The following is a 17,407-nucleotide window of genomic DNA, read 5'->3' as shown; positions in this document are numbered from 1 at the left end:
ATTAATTTCCTTTTATCGGTTTTTTTATCGGTTGTAATAGTGCAGCAAGAGAGGTGGACGTTTCCCCTGGATTAGTTGGCGTTGAGTCTTTTGCCAGCGCTGTTAAATCCGTGGTGAGATGGCCTTCTTTCTCGCGTTTCGTCTGAAATGAGGCTGTCTGAATCCCTTCGTTATTTTTACCGGATGAACGAGCAAGCCCTCTTTTTTTAATCAAACGGGAATCCTGGAGCTGACGCCCTAAGTCGTCTTCAGCTGCAAGCTTATTTAAATCCGTTTCCAGACCCAAAACCTGCATCACAGACAAATATGCCCCTATCGTGACCCCTGCACTTCCTGACTCCAGAGAACGCAATGTTATTGGCGACATCCCGGCACGTTCAGCAACTTGCTTTGCGGTAAGCCTGCGTCGTAAACGAGCAAGTTTCAGCCGCTCACCAAATTCACTAAGCATCTGATTCGTATAAGGGAGTAACGGTGCTGTTTTTTTACCCATAGTGATAATATTTTATCTTTTTACGACCATAATAACCATAATATTAGCATTTTTTTGGTTAAACGATCTTTTACTTTGCACATCAAGCAATCAGTCCCATAGAAGCGATAATATTTTATCTTTTTATCTAAAAAAACAATAAAATAACAGCGCATTTGCACCTAACTTATTGTTTTTATTATCTTGCAAGGGAGACGCTGTATTGATGCTTTTGTCATGTTTTCCGCGTAAAAAAACATGACACGAGCTACCAGCGGCGAGGCTGGGGGCCAGGTATGGGTCCTGAGAATTTTTTATAAAAGGAATAGTAAGAGAACTTTATGAAGGGAACAGCTGTTTCTGAGGTTTTTATCACTAAAAGCAAAACGCCGACACAAGGTCGGCGTTTTTACGTCTCGTTGAATAACGAATTATTCAGCTACTACGTTTACGATCACTTTCGCGAATACTTCGCTGTGAACCTGGAAGCTCACTTCGTGTTCGCCAGTGGTACGCAGAACGCCGTTCGGCAGACGAACTTCGCTCTTAGCCACTTCAACGCCAGCTGCAGTTACAGCGTCAGCGATGTCGCGAGTACCGATGGAACCGAACAGTTTACCTTCGTCGCCAGCTTTAGACGCGATGGTAACAGTTTCCAGTGCATTGATTTTCTCAGCGCGAGCATTAGCTGCTGCCAGAACTTCAGCCAGTTTAGCTTCCAGTTCAGCGCGACGTGCTTCGAAGAATTCAATGTTTTTCTTGGTAGCTGGAACAGCTTTACCCTGCGGTACCAGGAAGTTACGAGCATAGCCCGCTTTAACGTTTACCTGATCACCCAGGCTACCCAGGTTTGCTACTTTATCAAGCAGAATAACTTGCATTACCTTATCCTCTCAAAGTCGTATTAATGGACCGTGACCGATTACTGATGGCGATCAGTGTACGGCAGCAGGGACAGGTAGCGAGCGCGTTTGATAGCGCGAGCCAGCTGACGCTGGTATTTTGCACGGGTACCGGTGATACGGCTTGGGACAATCTTACCGCTTTCGGTGATGTAGTTTTTCAGCGTAGCGATATCTTTATAGTCGATCTCTTGAACGCCTTCCGCGGTGAAACGGCAGAACTTGCGACGACGGAAATAACGTGCCATATGGCTAGTCTCCAGAATCTATCAATTCAATCTGCTCGGCATGCAAAACCATTTTGCTCAGTCCGTTCTTTGCCTTGTGGCATGAAATGAACCCCTGAACGGTTATGCGACTGCCGACCGTTATACTGTGAGTAATGGCCTGGTTTTCGTGTCCGCTAACAATAACGGGCATTTGGCACCACGCCTGCCGGTGAAAACCGGCTTCCTCCTGCACAGAACGATGCTCAAGCACGAACTGGCAGTGAGGAATTCCTGATGGACTGACCTTGCGAAGGGGAGTCCTGCACACGGTGCCGGACAACACCAGACGGTTGGTCATCAGAAATTACTCTTCAGAATCCCCAGCTTCAGCATCATCTGCGGTTTCGTTTGCGAAATCATCGCGACGCTCACGGCGCTCGTCTTTCGCTTTAACCATCGGAGATGCTTCGGTAACAGCGTGCTTGGTACGCATAACCATGCTGCGGATAACGGCATCGTTGAAGCGGAAGGTAGTTTCCAGCTCATCGATCACTTCCTGCGGAGCTTCAACGTTCATCAGAACGTAGTGTGCTTTGTGCAGTTTGTTGATCGGGTAAGCCAGCTGACGGCGGCCCCAGTCTTCCAGACGGTGGATCTTGCCTTCTGCACCAGTGATGGCAGCAGTGTAGCGCTCGATCATGCCCGGAACCTGTTCGCTCTGGTCAGGATGGACCATAAAAACGATTTCGTAATGACGCATCGAATTGCTCCTTACGGATTATTCAGCCTCCTGTCTGGGTCAGCCGAATCCCGGGGAGGCAAGGAACGTGTTAAAGGTCGGCTGAAAAATGACGCGTTATAGTACTTGTATGCCCCGCTAAACTCAAGGCCAGCCGACAAATAAATCTCATCTTTCGCCAAATCGTACTAACCCGCTGATTTGAAGTTCATCACATCCCATCAGGGCGTTTTTTTGAACAACTGCATCAGAAATGGTCACCATCAACTTCTTTATCATTGATTAAAATTAAATCAGAAGATCATTACAGAGGAGCGCACACAAAGTCAGCCGTTGAGGAGGTATCTATGTTCAGCCGTATTTTAGCCCTTCTGGCTGTGCTTTTGCTAAGTGCAAATACATGGGCAGCCATTGAAATTAATAACCACCAGGCCAGAAATATGGACGACGTGCAGAGCTTAGGCGTGATTTATATCAACCATAACTTCGCCACTGAAAGTGAAGCTCGCCAGGCACTGAATGAAGAGACAGATGCGCAAGGCGCAACGTACTACCACGTGATTCTGATGCGGGAACCGGGGAGTAACGGCAATATGCACGCCAGCGCGGATATTTATCGCTAGCACCAGGTATAACCAACGAAACATTGCCATAGTTTGCTTTGCCCCCTTCACAGGGGGCATTTTTTTGAAAAAACGGCTGCGGAATCAGACCAGTTATCTCCCGAAGAAGGAAATTTCCGCAGCACGTATTTTACTTCTGCCCGTAATAGGCGTTGGGGCCGTGCTTACGCATGAAGTGTTTATTCATCAGGAAGCTGTCGATGTGATTCAGTTGTGGGTTAATACTGCGGGCAATCCACGCCATTTTCGCCACTTCTTCCATCACCACCGCGTTATGCACCGCATCGTGGGCATCTTTCCCCCAGGCAAACGGTCCGTGCTGATACACCACAATTCCCGGCGTATGCAGTGGCTCGGCGTCACCCAGCGTTTCGATAATCACTTTGCCAGTGTTCTGTTCGTACTCGCCCTGCACCTCTTCTTCGCTTAACCCGCGCGTACACGGGATATCGCCCAAAAAGTAGTCAGCGTGCGTGGTGCCTAACGCCGGGATCGCCAGCCCTGCCTGCGCCCATGCGGTGGCATGAGTGGAGTGGGTATGGACAATGCCGCCGAGCGACGGATAACGGCGGTAGAGTTCGAGATGCGTCGCGGTGTCGGAAGACGGGCGATACTTCCCGTCCACCACCTTGCCGCTCATATCGACCACCACCATATCGTCCGCTTTCATGGTTTCGTAGGCGACGCCGCTGGGCTTGATCACCACCAGCCCGCGTTCGCGGTCAATGGCGCTGACGTTGCCCCAGGTAAAGGTCACCAGCCCGTAACGCGGCAGATCCATGTTGGCTTCAAACACCTGCTGTTTCAGCTTTTGCATTATGCCGCCTCCACCATGCCCGCTTTGGCCATGCGCGCTTTTACCCAGTCACGCGCTTTCGCCACTTCTGCCGCCGGGTCTTCCGCCGTTTCGCTCCACATCTCAATCAGGTACGGCCCGCAATAGCCACTCTGCTTGAGCGTTTCGAAGCAACGTTCGAAATCCACTACACCTTCGCCAAAAGGCACGTTTTTGAAGACACCCGGTTTAGTGTCTTTCACATGCACCGCGACGATATGCCCGATTCCGGCCTGCAATTCCATCTGCACGTCATTGTCCCACGCCGACAGGTTGCCGATATCCGGGTAGAGCTGGAACCACGGATTGTTGAGATAGTGCGCGTAGCCCAGCGCCTTGCTGATAGAGTTCATCAATGGGTAATCCATGATCTCCATTGCCAGCGTGACCTGCGCGCGGCTCGCCATCTCAACGCTCTCTTTCAGGCCGTCACGGAAACGACGACGCGTTTCGTTATTGGCTTCCTGATAGTAAACGTCATAGCCCGCCAACTGGATCACGCGAATGCCGATGTCCTGGGCGAACTGGATAGCTTTACGCATAATCTCCAGCCCCTGCGCCCGCACTGCATCATCTTCGCTACCCAGCGGGAAACGACGATGGGCAGAAAGGCACATGGACGGCACGCGCACGCCGGTTTCAACAATCGCGTTGACCAGCGCCAGACGCTGCTCGCGACTCCAGTCGAGGCGCGACAGGCGATCGTCCGTTTCATCCACTGACATCTCGACAAAATCGAAGCCTAATGTTTTTGCCAGTAGCAGTCGTTCCAGCCAGCACTCCCCGGCGGGGAGCGCTTTTTCATAGATGCCAAGCGGGATTTGTTTGGACAACATATCCGCTCCTTAGCCCCACAGCTGGGCGATGGAACGTTTGAACTGACGCGCAGCTTCAACCGGAGAAGCGGCATCACGGATGCTGCGACCTGCGATAAACACATGAATCGGAATACCTTTGAACAGCGGCAGATCTTCCAGCGCCAGACCACCGGTGACGGTTACTTTGAAGCCCATATCGGAAAGACGTTTGATCGCGGTAATGTCCGCTTCGCCCCATGCCACGCCTGCGGCCTGCGCGTCACGACTGCGGTGATAAACCACCTGCTGAATGCCTGCGTCACGCCACTGCTGCGCCTGTTCCCAGGTCCAATAACCGGTCAGTTCGATCTGCACGTCGCCGTTAAACTCTTTTGCTACGTCCAGCGCACCTTTGGCGGTGTTGATATCCGCACAGCAAATTACGGTCACCCAGTCAGCGTTGGCTTCGAAGCACATACGAGAAAGGATTTTGCCCGCATCGGCAATTTTGGCATCTGCCAGCACGATTTTGTGCGGGTAGAGCGCTTTCAGGTCACGAACCGCACGCACGCCTTCGCCCACGCATAGAATGGTGCCCACTTCGATAATGTCGACTTCTTCGGCAATCAAGCGAGTGGTTTCGTAGGCGCTATCCATAGTCTGGTTGTCCAGCGCGACTTGCAACATCGGTAATGACATGTTCAATTCCTTCTTAAGCTGCCGCGTTGGTGCGGTCAATGAGATCCAGTACTTCCTGCTCGGTACGGCAGGCACGTAAACGGTCGAAATTCTCTTCATCTTCAAACAGGTTGACGATCTGCATGATGCCCACTTCCTGGTGAGTGTTGGCATCAACCGCCGCCATAGTGATGAGGATATCCACCGGGTCGTTATCTTCGTGGTTGAACTCCAGCGGCTTTTTCAGCGTCACCAGCGCAAAACCGGTTTTCTTAACGCCCTCTTCCGGTCGACCGTGCGGCATTGCCAGGCCTGGTGCGAGCACAAAGTACGGGCCGTGCTGTTCAACCGCATCCAGAATCGCCTGGTAGTAACGCGGCTCGACGACATCCGCCGCCACCAGCAGGTCAACGCCGATTTTCACTGCGTCCTGCCATGTCTCAGCTTCAGCCTGCAGACGGATAGATTTATTCTCCGCCAGCGAATCACGTAATTTCATGGCGCGTCCTTACTTCACATCCTGCGGGAAATGCTCTTTGATCACTTCCAGCAGTTTCGGGCCAAAATCAGCAGGAGAGAGCATGTTGCGTACGCCAACCACGTATTTGTTGCCGGTCACGGTGATTTCGCCCGCAATGTGCGTAGAAGCGATGATGATATCCGCGCCGCTCAACTCGCTTTTGTATTCGCCAACCGCGCAGCTATTTACCGTGTGGTCAATGTTTGATTGGGTTAAAAACTGGTCCACTTTCATCTTCATGATCATGGAACTGCCTTGTCCGTTGCCACACACAGCCAGAATACGTACGGTCATAATCAAAACTCCTTATTAAGCAGACTGTTCTGCCAGTTGTTTTTCTGCATCTTCTTCTGCGCGCAGCGCGCGGCCAGCGAAGAACATATAAGCCAGTGCAATTACAATGATGACGGCCATAAAGGCGATACCGATGGAGAAGAAGCCCTGCATCATCGGCGGTGCCAGAATTGACCAGTCCGCCATACCCATCCAGGCACTCATACCGGTGAGTTTCACCGCCCAGACGCAACCAAAGATTTCAATCATCCCCATCACCAGACAAATTTTCAGCGCCGCACGCCAGCCGCCGAAGTGGTTAGCGAACACGCCGATGGTGGCGTTGGAGAAGAACATCGGGATAAAGCCAGGAATAATCAGAATGGAGGAACCGCAGGCGACCAGGATGCCAACCGCAATCAGCTGACCGATAGTGCCCCACATAAAGCCCCAGACCACGGCGTTCGGCGCGAAGCTATAGATAGCCGCACAGTCAATCGCCAGAACCGCACCTGGGATCAGACGCTGGGAGATACCGTTAAATGCTTCAGAGAGTTCCGCCACAAACATGCGCACGCCCTGAGTGATGATGAAGATCGCCACCACGAAGGAGAAACCGGTTTGCAGGATGTAGACCGTCCAGTGCACTTTGCCTGCCATCGCCTGCACGGTATCGATACCGAAGGAGAGCAGAATGGCGCCAAAGAAGATGGTCATGACAATCGCCGTGGAGACGATGTTGTCGTGGAAAATATTCAGCCAGCCAGGCAGTTTGAGGTCTTCAACGCTCTCCTCTTTTTTGCCCAGGAACGGCGCGACTTTATAAGCAATCCATGATGCAAACTGCTGCTGGTGACCGATGGAGAAACCGCAGCCGTCGGTGACTTCCTGAGTCGGCTTGTACATCATGTTGGAGGTGATACCCCAGTAGAGCGAAACCAGAATCGCGGTGCAGATAATGGTCGTCCACATGGAATAACCGAAAATAAACAGCGTAACGGCAATCAGCCCCGCCTGCTGGAACATGATGTGACCAGTCAGCATGATGGTGCGAATACCGGTAATACGACGCAGCAGCACGTAACAGATGTTCAACGCCAGTGCCAGCAGCACCGCGTACCCCACCCAGCTATAGGCATCGCCCATGCGCTCGATAGTGGCCATCATCGAAGCGTAAGTATCTGAAATCGCACCGTTGATACCGTAGACTTCCGACATTTTCGCCACCACCGGTTTGAAGGTGCTGGTCAGGATGCCGGACCCTGCCTGCAACAACATGAAACCAATAATGGTTTTAATCGTCCCTTTAATAATAACGCTGACACTTTTGCGCAGTAGGATGTAGCCCAGACAGGTCACAATACCCAGCAACAACGGGGCATTGGTCATGACCTGGTTAAAAAACACGGTAAAGATGTTGTAGAGAATCTCCATAACGATCTCCTGAAGAAGAGGTAACCGGGTATTCCGCACACCCGGAATGTTGTGCATTCACTCTAATTTTCAAAAGTAATCACAACAAGATTATTTATGATTAAATGTGACGCGGCACGCAAATAATTCCACATGGATAGAGTGGGATTCATGCAACGAAACAATTATTCATTTAAATTCATTTAGTTAAATGAATTACACATTCCGTTAAATCTTTCCGCACTCAAAATCCACAACAACTCCCCTGGCAAAAAGTCAAAAAATGGTCATTGCCTTCCTGAAAAAATAGTGTCAGAATTAATCAAAACCAATCACATATTGATTAAAATTGAACATCATGAAGGTAAATGGCGATGAGTAAAGTGAAAAGTATCACCCGTGAATCCTGGATCCTGAGCACTTTCCCGGAGTGGGGTAGCTGGCTGAATGAAGAAATTGAACAAGAGCAGGTAGCTCCTGGTACATTCGCGATGTGGTGGCTCGGTTGTACTGGGATCTGGCTGAAATCGGAAGGTGGCACCAACGTTTGTGTTGATTTCTGGTGCGGTACTGGCAAACAAAGTCACGGTAACCCGCTGATGAAACAGGGTCATCAGATGCAGCGCATGGCTGGTGTGAAAAAACTGCAGCCAAACCTGCGTACCACCCCGTTTGTTCTTGATCCATTTGCGATTCGCCAGATCGACGCCGTACTGGCAACTCACGATCACAACGATCATATCGACGTCAACGTCGCTGCTGCCGTGATGCAGAACTGTGCTGATGACGTACCGTTTATCGGACCGAAAACCTGCGTGGATTTATGGATTGGCTGGGGAGTACCAAAAGAGCGCTGCATCGTGGTCAAACCAGGCGATGTGGTAAAAGTGAAAGACATTGAAATTCATGCCCTTGACGCGTTCGACCGTACTGCACTGATCACCCTACCAGCGGATCAAAAAGCGGCTGGCGTGCTGCCAGACGGCATGGACGATCGCGCAGTAAACTATCTGTTCAAAACACCGGGCGGTTCCCTGTATCACAGCGGCGATTCCCACTACTCTAACTACTATGCAAAACATGGCAACGAGCATCAGATCGACGTGGCGTTAGGATCGTACGGTGAGAACCCACGCGGTATTACCGACAAAATGACCAGCGCCGATATGCTGCGTATGGGCGAAGCGTTGAATGCGAAAGTAGTTATCCCGTTCCACCATGATATCTGGTCAAACTTCCAGGCCGATCCGCAGGAAATCCGCGTACTGTGGGAGATGAAAAAAGATCGTCTGAAGTATGGCTTTAAGCCATTTATCTGGCAGGTCGGTGGCAAGTTTACCTGGCCGTTGGATAAAGATAACTTCGAGTATCACTATCCGCGTGGTTTTGACGATTGCTTCACTATTGAACCGGATCTGCCGTTCAAATCGTTCCTGTAATCTGTCGTTGATACCGGGTAGCGTGGATCTGTTCGCGCTATCCGGCGTAGTATTTCCTGGCTATTTCAAATATCATCTAAAAAAATCAAATTTTATCGGAATAGCTCATGACTGAAGCACAAAGACATCAAATCCTCCTGGAAATGCTAGCACAATTGGGCTTTGTGACCGTGGAGAAAGTCGTTGAGCGTCTGGGAATTTCGCCTGCCACTGCGCGACGCGATATCAATAAACTCGACGAAAGCGGCAAACTGAAAAAAGTGCGCAATGGCGCCGAAGCGATTACCCAGCAGCGCCCGCGATGGACGCCGATGAATCTGCATCAGGCGCAGAATCACGATGAAAAAGTACGTATCGCTAAAGCGGCATCACAACTGGTCAATCCGGGCGAAAGCGTGGTCATCAACTGCGGCTCTACCGCGTTTCTGCTCGGCCGGGAAATGTGTGGCAAACCGGTACAAATCATCACTAATTATCTCCCGCTGGCAAACTATCTGATCGATCAGGAACATGACAGCGTGATCATCATGGGCGGGCAGTACAACAAAAGTCAGTCCATCACCTTAAGCCCACAGGGCAGCGAAAACAGTCTCTATGCCGGGCACTGGATGTTTACCAGCGGCAAAGGGCTGACCGCAGAAGGGTTATATAAAACCGATATGCTGACGGCGATGGCAGAGCAGAAGATGCTGAGTGTGGTGGGGAAACTGGTAGTGCTGGTCGATAGCAGTAAGATTGGTGAACGCGCGGGGATGCTCTTTAGCCGCGCCGATCAAATCGATATGCTGATCACCGGCAAAAATGCTAACCCAGAGATCCTGCAACAGCTGGAAGCGCAAGGGGTCAGCATTCTGCGTGTTTAAAGATGCTGGTGGAAAAATGTCACCGCAGCATCTAACGCCTCGGGTGTAATACGGTGGCGCACGCCAGGCTGCCATAAACAGGTTAACTGTTTATCTCGTCCCGTTTCTCTTAATGCCTGCTGCAAACGTAGTGATTCCTCGGCAGGCACAACATCATCGTCAAGGCCATGCCACAACAGCAGTGGCCTGCTTCCCAGTTCGTCCAGGTGGTTTGTCGCTTCCCACTCTGCCAGTGGAGCAATAATGTTATCAAATTCGTTTTGCTGTGCTGGCGTTTCAGGCTTCAACGGTGGAAACAGTGAACGGGCAAGCGATGTGAAATAGCCAGACCCCATCATGCTGGCGGTACATTTCACCGTGGGGTGGCGAGCGGTAATCCCCAACGCGGTCATTGCGCCCATCGACGCGCCACCAACCGCCAGGCGTTCATCACGCAGCCAGTTTTCTTCGGCTATTGCCGCACGTAAAGTAGTGAATTCCTGCATACTTTGTAGCAAGATTTGCCAGAATTGATTTAAACGCCTCGCTGCGTCGCCACTAAAACGGCTACCGTGATTGGGCGCATCCGGCATGATCACCCGGAAACCAGCCTGCGCCAGCGCGACGGCAAAATAGCTATAAACCAGGCTGGATGAAGTAAATCCGTGATAAAAAATCACACACGGTAATGGGGGTTCTTTTTGCCCTATGGGATAAGCGTGAAGAACGGGAATATCAGCCAGCACGCGTGATTCTAATTCAATCATCTTTTTCTCCTTTGAGTCTGGTATGACATGAAGAAATCCTTAGCACAAGTTTCTGCTGACCGTATTAGTTCATAATGTTGAGATGTGGATTACGCTTTCACAACGTTTTCATTCGAAAATCGCGTACCAGGTAACAATTCGGGAACATTCCCCTCAAGTTAAATAAATAAGGCACTACACTATGGTTAGCAGGAAACGTAATAGCGTTATTTATCGGTTTGCCAGTTTATTATTGGTGTTGATGCTAAGCGCCTGTAGCGCACTGCAAGGTACGCCACAGCCAGCACCGCCAGTAACGGACCATCCGCAAGAGATTCGCCGTGACCAGACACAAGGGTTACAGCGAATAGGTAGCGTAAGCACGATGGTACGGGGCTCTCCGGATGACGCATTAGCAGAAATCAGAGCGAAAGCTGTCGCTGCAAAAGCTGATTATTACGTTGTCGTAATGGTGGATGAAACCATCGTGACAGGACAGTGGTATTCACAAGCCATTTTGTACCGTAAATAAATCAGACAACTTACATAGTCAGCTTTACATTGCTTTGCGTCCCTATGCGTTTACCTGTGCACAATAAATTACCGGCTGGAAGCTCGGGCGTTTATTACCGCGATGGAATGCCCTGCAACATGTGGGGAAACGAAAAATGGAGCTGACGATGAAACAATTACTTGCCTCACCCTCGCTGCAATTAGTGACTTGCCCTGCGAGCGCCACGGCACAGTCTGCAGAATTCGCCAGTGCTGACTGCGTGACGGGCCTGAATGAAATAGGTCAGATCTCGGTTAGCAATATTTCAGGGGATCCGCAGGACGTGGAACGTATCGTGGCGTTAAAGGCCGATGAACAAGGGGCATCATGGTATCGCATTATTACCATGTATGAAGACCAGCAGCCCGATAACTGGCGTGTACAGGCGATACTGTATGCGTGAGTGTCATCTACAGCAAATGAACAATGCCGGATGCGGCGCGAGCGCCTTGTCCGGCCTACAATTTTCACATATTTCATTTAGTTAATCGAAACCAGCGTCGCATCCGTCGTATACGCTTACAAACACACTCCCCCCGTCGCCCGCAGCAATAAATCATTCTGGATCTGCTCTGACAACCGCACGCCACCGCGCGTATTTAACATCACCTGACACCACGCCTGCGCCATTGGCGGAGAAGCATATTTCAACATTTGCGCGCCGCAGCCCAGCAAAAATAATTGATGTGTTATCTCCCGTCCCAATTCCTCAGCCGGTTTGCGCAGTTGCTGTTGTAAGCGACGAACCGCGCGATCAAAATAACGATCTTGCCCTTTCACTTCCATAAACGCTTCCGACAGCAAGTCGTATACGCCCGCTTGCTTATTAAGAACGCGCAGCACATCGAGGCACATAATATTGCCAGAGCCTTCCCAGATGCTGTTCACTGGCATCTCTCGATAAAGTCGCGGTAGTTCGCTCTCTTCGCAATAGCCAATACCGCCCATTACCTCCATCGCTTCAGCCACAAACGGAATGCCACGTTTGCAGATCACAAATTTCGCCGCAGGCGTAAATAAGCGCGCCCATAGGGCTTCTTTAGCATCGGCACGTCGATCCCAGGCCCGCGCCAGACGAAACAACAATGCTGTTTGCCCTTCAAGCTGAAGCGCCATGCGACTTAAGACATGGCGCATCAGAGGCTGTTCTATTAACGGATTACCAAATACATGACGCTGATGTGCGTGATAAATCGCCAGCGAGAACGCACGGCGCATCATGGCGTGGCTGCCCAGTGCACAATCAAAACGCGTCATCCCGCCCATTTTCAGGATCAGGCGAATCCCTTCCCCTTCCTGACCCAACAACCAGCCAATGGCATCCTGAAACTCCACTTCGCAACTGGCATTGGAACGATTACCCAACTTATCTTTCAGACGCTCCAGCCGAATCGCGTTGCGTTGCCCGTCAGGCAAAAATCGCGGCACAAAAAAGCAGGACAAACCGCCCGCGGTCTGCGCCAGCACCAGATGCGCGTCGCTTTGTGGCACCGAGAAAAACCATTTATGCCCCACCAGCCGATAAGAGCCATCTTCCAGACGCTCTGCACGGGTGGTGTTGCTCATGACATCGGAACCGCCCTGCTTTTCCGTCATTCCCATGCCAATCAACAAACCGCGTTTTTGCCCGCCTGGCAATAAGTGGGAATCGTAGCGATCGCTCAACAGCGGCGTGGTCCAGTCCTGAAACGGCGCGGGTAGCATCTGTAACAGCAATGGCGTAGCGGCAAAGGTCATCGTTATCGGGCATAACGACCCGGCCTCAACCTGCGCGTGCAACATAAAACGCGCCGCCCGCGCCACAAATGCGCCAGAACGAGCATCTTCTTCCCAGGCCAGGTTGTGTACCCGATTGGTACATAACGCCTGCATCAGCAGGTGCCATGCGGGATGGAAACGGACATCGTCCAGACGTCGCCCCTGGGCATCGTAGCGCAACAGTTCAGGTGGGTTTACATTCGCCAGCCGCCCCAGTTCAAGGGATTCTGCCGTTCCGAGTTGCTGACCAATACTGGCGAGAAAATCGCTATCCCAGCCAGCGCCTTCGCGCGTTACCGCTTCGCAGAGCGCGCCATCAGACAGGTATAAATTGCTGTTATTTAAGGGTATAGGTTGATTAAAAACAGTGTGAGTTTGCCAGTGCACGGTGTCTCCCTCCATCAATGGCAGTCACCATTAGTATGGTCACTGCCACGGATTCCTGACAGAAAGAGATTGCTAAAACATTCTTAACCCGCAATGTAGTGCGGAACAAAACGCGAAGTATCTTTAGTGATCAGCGTGTTATCTTCGCGGATACCCATACCGCACGCTTCATCATCGACAATCCAGCTACCAATCAGCGTGTAACTATCGCCAAATCGCGGTAGCGGTTGAAACGCCTGATAGATCATCGGTTCATCGGCGTAATCACCATCAGCGTGGTCAACGACGTTATTCTGGCCGTCGAAAATGGTGACGTTACCGCCCTCGCGTGAGTAGATCGGTTTACGCACATAGCTTTCGCCAGCGGCGATCTGCGGTTTTTCGCCCTCAAACCAGGACGCCAGAAGATTAGGATGACCAGGAAAGAAGCGCCAAAGCAGCGGCATTAGCCCTTTGTTACTCAAGATACTTTTCCATAACGGCTCCACCCACTGCTCACGACGCTTGCGCAGCAGCGGACCGTTATCGTCACGCATCATCCACTCCAGCGGATACAGCTTAAATGCACGCTGGACGACATTATCATCAAGATCGGTCAGTACACCGCCGACGCCCAAACCGAGATCTTCAATGTAGATAAACCGCGACTCCTGTCCTGCCTGCTGAGCGCAGTCCTGCAAGTACAGCACGGTACTCCTGTCTTCGTCGGTGTCCTGACAGCAGCAAAAATAAAATGGCTCCCGGCTATAAAGCTCGCTAAAGCGTGAAATCAGGCGCTCCTGAATGGCATTGTACTGATCGGCATCGCGCGGAATAACGCCGCTGCGCCGAGCATCTTCCAGCCACAACCACTGGAAATAAGCCGACTCGTACAATGAAGTTGGCGTATCGGCGTTGTACTCCAGCAACTTAACCGGCGCATTACCACACCAGGCAAAATCCATACGGCCATACAGCGAAGGATCGCGTGCGCGCCAGCTTTCGGCGATCACATCCCAGTACAACGGCGGGATCGCCAGTTGCGTCAGGATCTCTTCATCTTTAACCGCACGATCCACCACCTCCAGGCACATCTGATGCAGTTCCGCAGTCGGTTTTTCGATCTGCTCTTCAATCTGGCGCAGAGTAAAGCGGTAAGCCCGACTCTCATCCCAATAGATTTCATTGTCGATGATATGAAAGTCAAATCCGTTATCGGCGGCAATCCGGTCCAGATCCCGCCGCACAGGAACATTGTGTCTCAGCATGATTAGCCTCCCCAATGCCCACGGGCGCTGGAAGAACGACCATAGCCGCCGCGAGAAACGGTAGACGCTTTTTTGGTGGTAAAGCCGCCCGTGGAATAAGACTCTTTTTTGCCAGAACCGGAGCGCCAGGAGTAATCACCGGAAGTGTTGCGCCAGACGGGACGGGAAGCAAATGAGGATCCGCCGCTGTTATAGACGAACGGCTCATCGCGATCTTTACGAATAACCCGGCTTAACAAAAATCCAGAAATGACCGGGATCCAACTCTGTTCAACATTGTCGTAATAGCAATTTTCATACTTAAAATGGCAATTTTGCTGAGTCATATTCTTCGGAACATCGGCATAAAATGCCGCTTTGGCGTTGTTCCAGCCACGTGCGCAAATGTCTGCATTATTACCGTCATCAATACAATCCTGCACTGTCGAATAAAACGTTCCGTCGCCGTCGTTATCTTCGTCGCTACTTTCACTCCATCCCTTCAGCACTAAAAATAAAGCGCCCCCCATAATCGCCAGGGTCAGATATTTTCGCGCATAGCGATTCCGACGCGGCTCGAAAGGGTTATTTGGTCTACCGATACGGCTGATAGCTCCGTGACCTAACTGAGAGTTATTTCTTGATTTGCGTTTTCTGGCCATGATCGTCCATTACCATGTCATACAAGCTGCGTTAAAAATACCGCCAGCCAGCGCGGCGGTTCCCATAAACATTCCTGCTGCGGTATTGTGATTAATAATTTTTTCGCTTAATGCCGGCATATAAAGCCTGACGCCAGCAAAAATGAGTAACTGAATCACCAGTGCGATCCCGCCCCAGGCGAAATAATCTGGAATGCTCACCGCATTGATTGCCGCACTGGATAACGGGATCACGTAGCCCAACAATGTACCGCTAAACGCCAGTGACGCCGCGGTATTATTGTTTTTGATTAACTGCCATTCGTTGTGTGGTGTAATTTTAGAATAGATAAAAAGAAAAATAATTACCATCGCCACGCCAATAAAAAAATAGGCGCTAAAAGCAAGAAGTGAATCCAGTATATGCATCGTAAACGTCCCTGTAATTAACCAATAATATGAAGTGATGTCAGCGGGATATCGACGCCCAGCGCGCGCGAAAATAACCACTCCGGCTCGCCGAGATCGTTAAAAGATTCCTCACCATTTAACAGCAAATATTCGTAAGTATCTTCGGTCACTTGCCGTTGGTAGCCCATGGTAAAATTATGGACCTCCCATTTGGCATGGTTTTGATTTTCTACTTTTTCCAGCATGTAGACGGGTTCGATATTTCCCGGTTCTTCGCTGTTAAAAAATCGCTGCCAGCGTTTTTCCTGCCAGTTTAAGGTCATTGCCCCCATCGCTTTGGCGTTGATCGCCTCGCGCCAGTGACTCTCTTTACTGATACCGTAGCTCTCTTCATAGACAAAGAGCTTGATATCATCAATGTCATCAATATCTTCGCCGCCGGTGGTATTGATTTGCAGAAATTCATCGCCCGAAGTGTAGTAGCGGAAAATCTGGCTACCGCCGCCCAGATCGATGTGGCTGACAGCTGCTACCGTGTATTCTTCACCCGGCAGCGCAATCAGCAATTCATCTTCCAGCAAACGAAACGCTAACGAGTCGAGCGTAAAGCCACTATTGAGATGAAGTCCCAGCGGACCGCGAACGATAACAGGCTTATCATCCTGACCAAACAGGCGCTGGAAAAAACCAGACATATTTTATCCTTAAATTAGCAGCCAGCCTTTTAGTGAGGCTGGCAAAAAATTACTCGCCCTGTTGGCGTTGCAGCCTTGCCAGCACATCCTGGGCATTGCTTTTATTAACACCACCAATCCCCACTTCCGCCAGTTTTTCGTCGAGATCGCGACCGTCTGCCACTTTTTCCAGCTGCGCGGCGGCATCCAGCCGGGCCTGGCGCTCAGCCTGACGCGTTTGCAGGCGTTTTAATGACTCTGCAGCTGTCGAAACGCTGGAAGAGGCGCCAACGGTCGAGGTCGTTACGGCCTGCTGCGCACGCTGCATGGCTTCAGTAGCTTTAACGACTTCCATTTGTTGCTCAAACTGGGAAATACGCTGTGCCGTTGCCGTAACGGCTTTTTCCACACCATCGCGGGAGACTTCCAGATTCGACAACACTTGCTCTTCAGCGGTAATGAGATTCTCAAGGCGCGCGATTTCTTCAGCAACTTCGTTAATCAACGACGGATTCACGTTCTTGCTTAACGCTTCCAGCGCACGAGCTTCCAGACTGGCTTTGCGCTCACGTAAATCTTTCAGCTTATCGTGACTTAATTTCACTCGCGCCAGCAGATCAACGCGAGATTTTCCGGCTTTATCGAGTTCAGTTTTTGCGTCACGAATATGCTGTTCCAGCATGCGCACGCCCTGGGTTTCTTCAATGGATTCTTCCGCCTGGGAGATAAACGATTTCCCCAGCGTAAATAAACTTTTTAAAATTCCCATAAATACCCGTCCTTGTAATTAGTGTGAATATTCTTCTGTAATTTCAGCCAGATCCAATGCATTATCTACCAGCGAGGTTATTTCAAGCAGGATATCTTCAAGAGAAGATTTAAGCGATAATGCCCCGAAAACAATGTAATACTCTTCCTGTTGCACGCTGGAGATCCCCACCGATGACAGCGGCATAATTTTCTGATTTCTTAAAAGGAATGTATTAAATTCATTTGGATTATTGATATAGCTTACCGGACAAATAAATGTTTCGATAATCATCTGGCGAGAAGTAAAAAGAACATTGATTTGCAAATCGCCGTAATCATTCATTTTAATAATTAATGCATTTTCACTATTTGTTACATCAATATTTTGTTTAGGTACAGCTTGTAACGCTGTCGCCAGCGCCAACGGATTCCATATCATATATTATTCCATATATATTAAATTTAATTATTAATAAGGTGAATATTTATAGAGCGTAATTATCTTACCAGCTATAGATA

The 17,407-nt window shown here is 50.3% G+C and carries 24 protein-coding genes; 5 read left to right on the top strand and 19 right to left on the bottom strand.

Going from position 1 to position 17,407, the window contains the following annotated elements; all coding sequences use genetic code 11:
- Position 1 precedes the first annotated feature (1 nt).
- The 5 genes from FEK46_RS12895 to rpsF form a co-directional block, all read right to left on the bottom strand.
- Positions 2-493 (bottom strand): helix-turn-helix transcriptional regulator, encoded by a 492-nt coding sequence (locus FEK46_RS12895; protein ID WP_135560196.1) that lies wholly within the window; start codon positions 491-493, stop codon positions 2-4.
- 410 nt (positions 494-903) lie between these two features.
- A complete protein-coding gene (gene rplI, locus FEK46_RS12885; RefSeq protein ID WP_001196062.1) occupies positions 904-1,353 on the bottom strand; it encodes a 50S ribosomal protein L9 in 450 nt (149 codons plus the stop codon).
- Positions 1,354-1,394: 41 nt separating this feature from the next.
- Positions 1,395-1,622 carry a 30S ribosomal protein S18 gene (gene rpsR / locus FEK46_RS12880; RefSeq protein WP_000135199.1) on the bottom strand — a complete coding sequence of 76 codons (228 nt, stop codon included), beginning with the start codon at positions 1,620-1,622 and terminating at the stop codon, positions 1,395-1,397.
- Between the two features lie 4 nt (positions 1,623-1,626).
- Positions 1,627-1,941, bottom strand: a complete 315-nt coding sequence (gene priB, locus FEK46_RS12875) for a primosomal replication protein N (RefSeq protein WP_001296681.1) — start codon at positions 1,939-1,941, stop codon at positions 1,627-1,629.
- Positions 1,942-1,947: 6 nt separating this feature from the next.
- Complete coding sequence (gene rpsF / locus FEK46_RS12870) at positions 1,948-2,343, bottom strand: 30S ribosomal protein S6 (RefSeq protein WP_001216676.1); 396 nt, start codon at positions 2,341-2,343, stop codon at positions 1,948-1,950.
- A 326-nt stretch (positions 2,344-2,669) separates the two neighbouring features.
- Between rpsF and yjfY the strand changes: the two genes are divergently transcribed.
- Entirely contained in the window at positions 2,670-2,945 is a 276-nt protein-coding gene (gene yjfY, locus FEK46_RS12865; RefSeq protein ID WP_115201975.1) for a DUF1471 family protein YjfY, read from the top strand.
- Positions 2,946-3,075: 130 nt separating this feature from the next.
- On the opposite strand, the gene ulaF is transcribed toward yjfY, so the two are convergent.
- Genes ulaF through ulaA form a run of 6 tightly spaced genes read right to left on the bottom strand, consistent with a single transcriptional unit; the run spans position 3,076 to position 7,482 of the window.
- A complete protein-coding gene (gene ulaF / locus FEK46_RS12860; RefSeq protein WP_130206009.1) occupies positions 3,076-3,762 on the bottom strand; it encodes an L-ribulose-5-phosphate 4-epimerase UlaF in 687 nt (228 codons plus the stop codon).
- Positions 3,762-4,616: an L-ribulose-5-phosphate 3-epimerase UlaE gene (gene ulaE / locus FEK46_RS12855; protein WP_135560197.1), complete on the bottom strand. Its 855-nt coding sequence runs from the start codon at positions 4,614-4,616 to the stop codon at positions 3,762-3,764. The genes ulaF and ulaE overlap by 1 nt, the downstream gene beginning before the upstream one ends.
- A 9-nt stretch (positions 4,617-4,625) precedes the next feature.
- Entirely contained in the window at positions 4,626-5,276 is a 651-nt protein-coding gene (gene ulaD, locus FEK46_RS12850) for a 3-keto-L-gulonate-6-phosphate decarboxylase UlaD (RefSeq protein ID WP_023216462.1), read from the bottom strand.
- A 13-nt stretch (positions 5,277-5,289) separates the two neighbouring features.
- Positions 5,290-5,754: a PTS ascorbate transporter subunit IIA gene (gene ulaC / locus FEK46_RS12845; protein WP_000776505.1), complete on the bottom strand. Its 465-nt coding sequence runs from the start codon at positions 5,752-5,754 to the stop codon at positions 5,290-5,292.
- 9 nt (positions 5,755-5,763) lie between these two features.
- Positions 5,764-6,069, bottom strand: a complete 306-nt coding sequence (gene ulaB / locus FEK46_RS12840) for a PTS ascorbate transporter subunit IIB (protein ID WP_000218362.1) — start codon at positions 6,067-6,069, stop codon at positions 5,764-5,766.
- A 15-nt stretch (positions 6,070-6,084) separates the two neighbouring features.
- Entirely contained in the window at positions 6,085-7,482 is a 1,398-nt protein-coding gene (gene ulaA, locus FEK46_RS12835; RefSeq protein WP_135560198.1) for a PTS ascorbate transporter subunit IIC, read from the bottom strand.
- A gap of 353 nt (positions 7,483-7,835) precedes the next feature.
- On the opposite strand from ulaA, the gene ulaG reads away from it, so the two are divergent.
- Complete coding sequence (gene ulaG / locus FEK46_RS12830) at positions 7,836-8,900, top strand: L-ascorbate 6-phosphate lactonase (protein ID WP_001295191.1); 1,065 nt, start codon at positions 7,836-7,838, stop codon at positions 8,898-8,900.
- A gap of 107 nt (positions 8,901-9,007) precedes the next feature.
- Positions 9,008-9,763, top strand: coding sequence for an HTH-type transcriptional regulator UlaR (gene ulaR / locus FEK46_RS12825; RefSeq protein ID WP_000133631.1), 756 nt, complete (start codon positions 9,008-9,010; stop codon positions 9,761-9,763).
- Here the strand turns inward: ulaR and yjfP are convergent.
- Positions 9,760-10,509: an esterase gene (gene yjfP, locus FEK46_RS12820; RefSeq protein ID WP_130206005.1), complete on the bottom strand. Its 750-nt coding sequence runs from the start codon at positions 10,507-10,509 to the stop codon at positions 9,760-9,762. The genes ulaR and yjfP overlap by 4 nt on opposite strands.
- A gap of 181 nt (positions 10,510-10,690) precedes the next feature.
- On the opposite strand from yjfP, the gene bsmA reads away from it, so the two are divergent.
- Positions 10,691-11,020: a biofilm peroxide resistance protein BsmA gene (gene bsmA, locus FEK46_RS12815; protein ID WP_000254636.1), complete on the top strand. Its 330-nt coding sequence runs from the start codon at positions 10,691-10,693 to the stop codon at positions 11,018-11,020.
- A gap of 148 nt (positions 11,021-11,168) precedes the next feature.
- Positions 11,169-11,444 carry a DUF1471 family protease activator YjfN gene (gene yjfN, locus FEK46_RS12810; protein ID WP_001517630.1) on the top strand — a complete coding sequence of 92 codons (276 nt, stop codon included), beginning with the start codon at positions 11,169-11,171 and terminating at the stop codon, positions 11,442-11,444.
- Positions 11,445-11,560: 116 nt separating this feature from the next.
- Here yjfN and FEK46_RS12805 read toward each other — a convergent pair whose 3' ends face one another.
- From FEK46_RS12805 to FEK46_RS12775, 7 genes are all read right to left on the bottom strand, one after another.
- Positions 11,561-13,186, bottom strand: coding sequence for an isovaleryl-CoA dehydrogenase (locus FEK46_RS12805; RefSeq protein WP_135560199.1), 1,626 nt, complete (start codon positions 13,184-13,186; stop codon positions 11,561-11,563).
- 83 nt (positions 13,187-13,269) lie between these two features.
- Entirely contained in the window at positions 13,270-14,433 is a 1,164-nt protein-coding gene (locus FEK46_RS12800) for a glutathionylspermidine synthase family protein (protein ID WP_130206001.1), read from the bottom strand.
- 2 nt (positions 14,434-14,435) lie between these two features.
- A complete protein-coding gene (locus tag FEK46_RS12795; protein ID WP_135408732.1) occupies positions 14,436-15,074 on the bottom strand; it encodes a DUF1190 domain-containing protein in 639 nt (212 codons plus the stop codon).
- 9 nt (positions 15,075-15,083) lie between these two features.
- Entirely contained in the window at positions 15,084-15,482 is a 399-nt protein-coding gene (locus FEK46_RS12790; protein ID WP_131419496.1) for a DUF350 domain-containing protein, read from the bottom strand.
- Between the two features lie 17 nt (positions 15,483-15,499).
- A complete protein-coding gene (locus FEK46_RS12785; protein WP_135408730.1) occupies positions 15,500-16,159 on the bottom strand; it encodes a YjfK family protein in 660 nt (219 codons plus the stop codon).
- A gap of 49 nt (positions 16,160-16,208) precedes the next feature.
- A complete protein-coding gene (locus tag FEK46_RS12780) occupies positions 16,209-16,907 on the bottom strand; it encodes a PspA/IM30 family protein (RefSeq protein ID WP_135560200.1) in 699 nt (232 codons plus the stop codon).
- Between the two features lie 18 nt (positions 16,908-16,925).
- Complete coding sequence (locus FEK46_RS12775) at positions 16,926-17,327, bottom strand: DUF2170 family protein (protein ID WP_130205993.1); 402 nt, start codon at positions 17,325-17,327, stop codon at positions 16,926-16,928.
- Positions 17,328-17,407: the final 80 nt, after the last annotated feature.

It is taken from the genome of Escherichia sp. E4736, from assembly GCF_005781225.1.
Lineage (GTDB): Bacteria > Pseudomonadota > Gammaproteobacteria > Enterobacterales > Enterobacteriaceae > Escherichia.
This window is presented reverse-complemented; position numbering and strand designations above follow the sequence as displayed.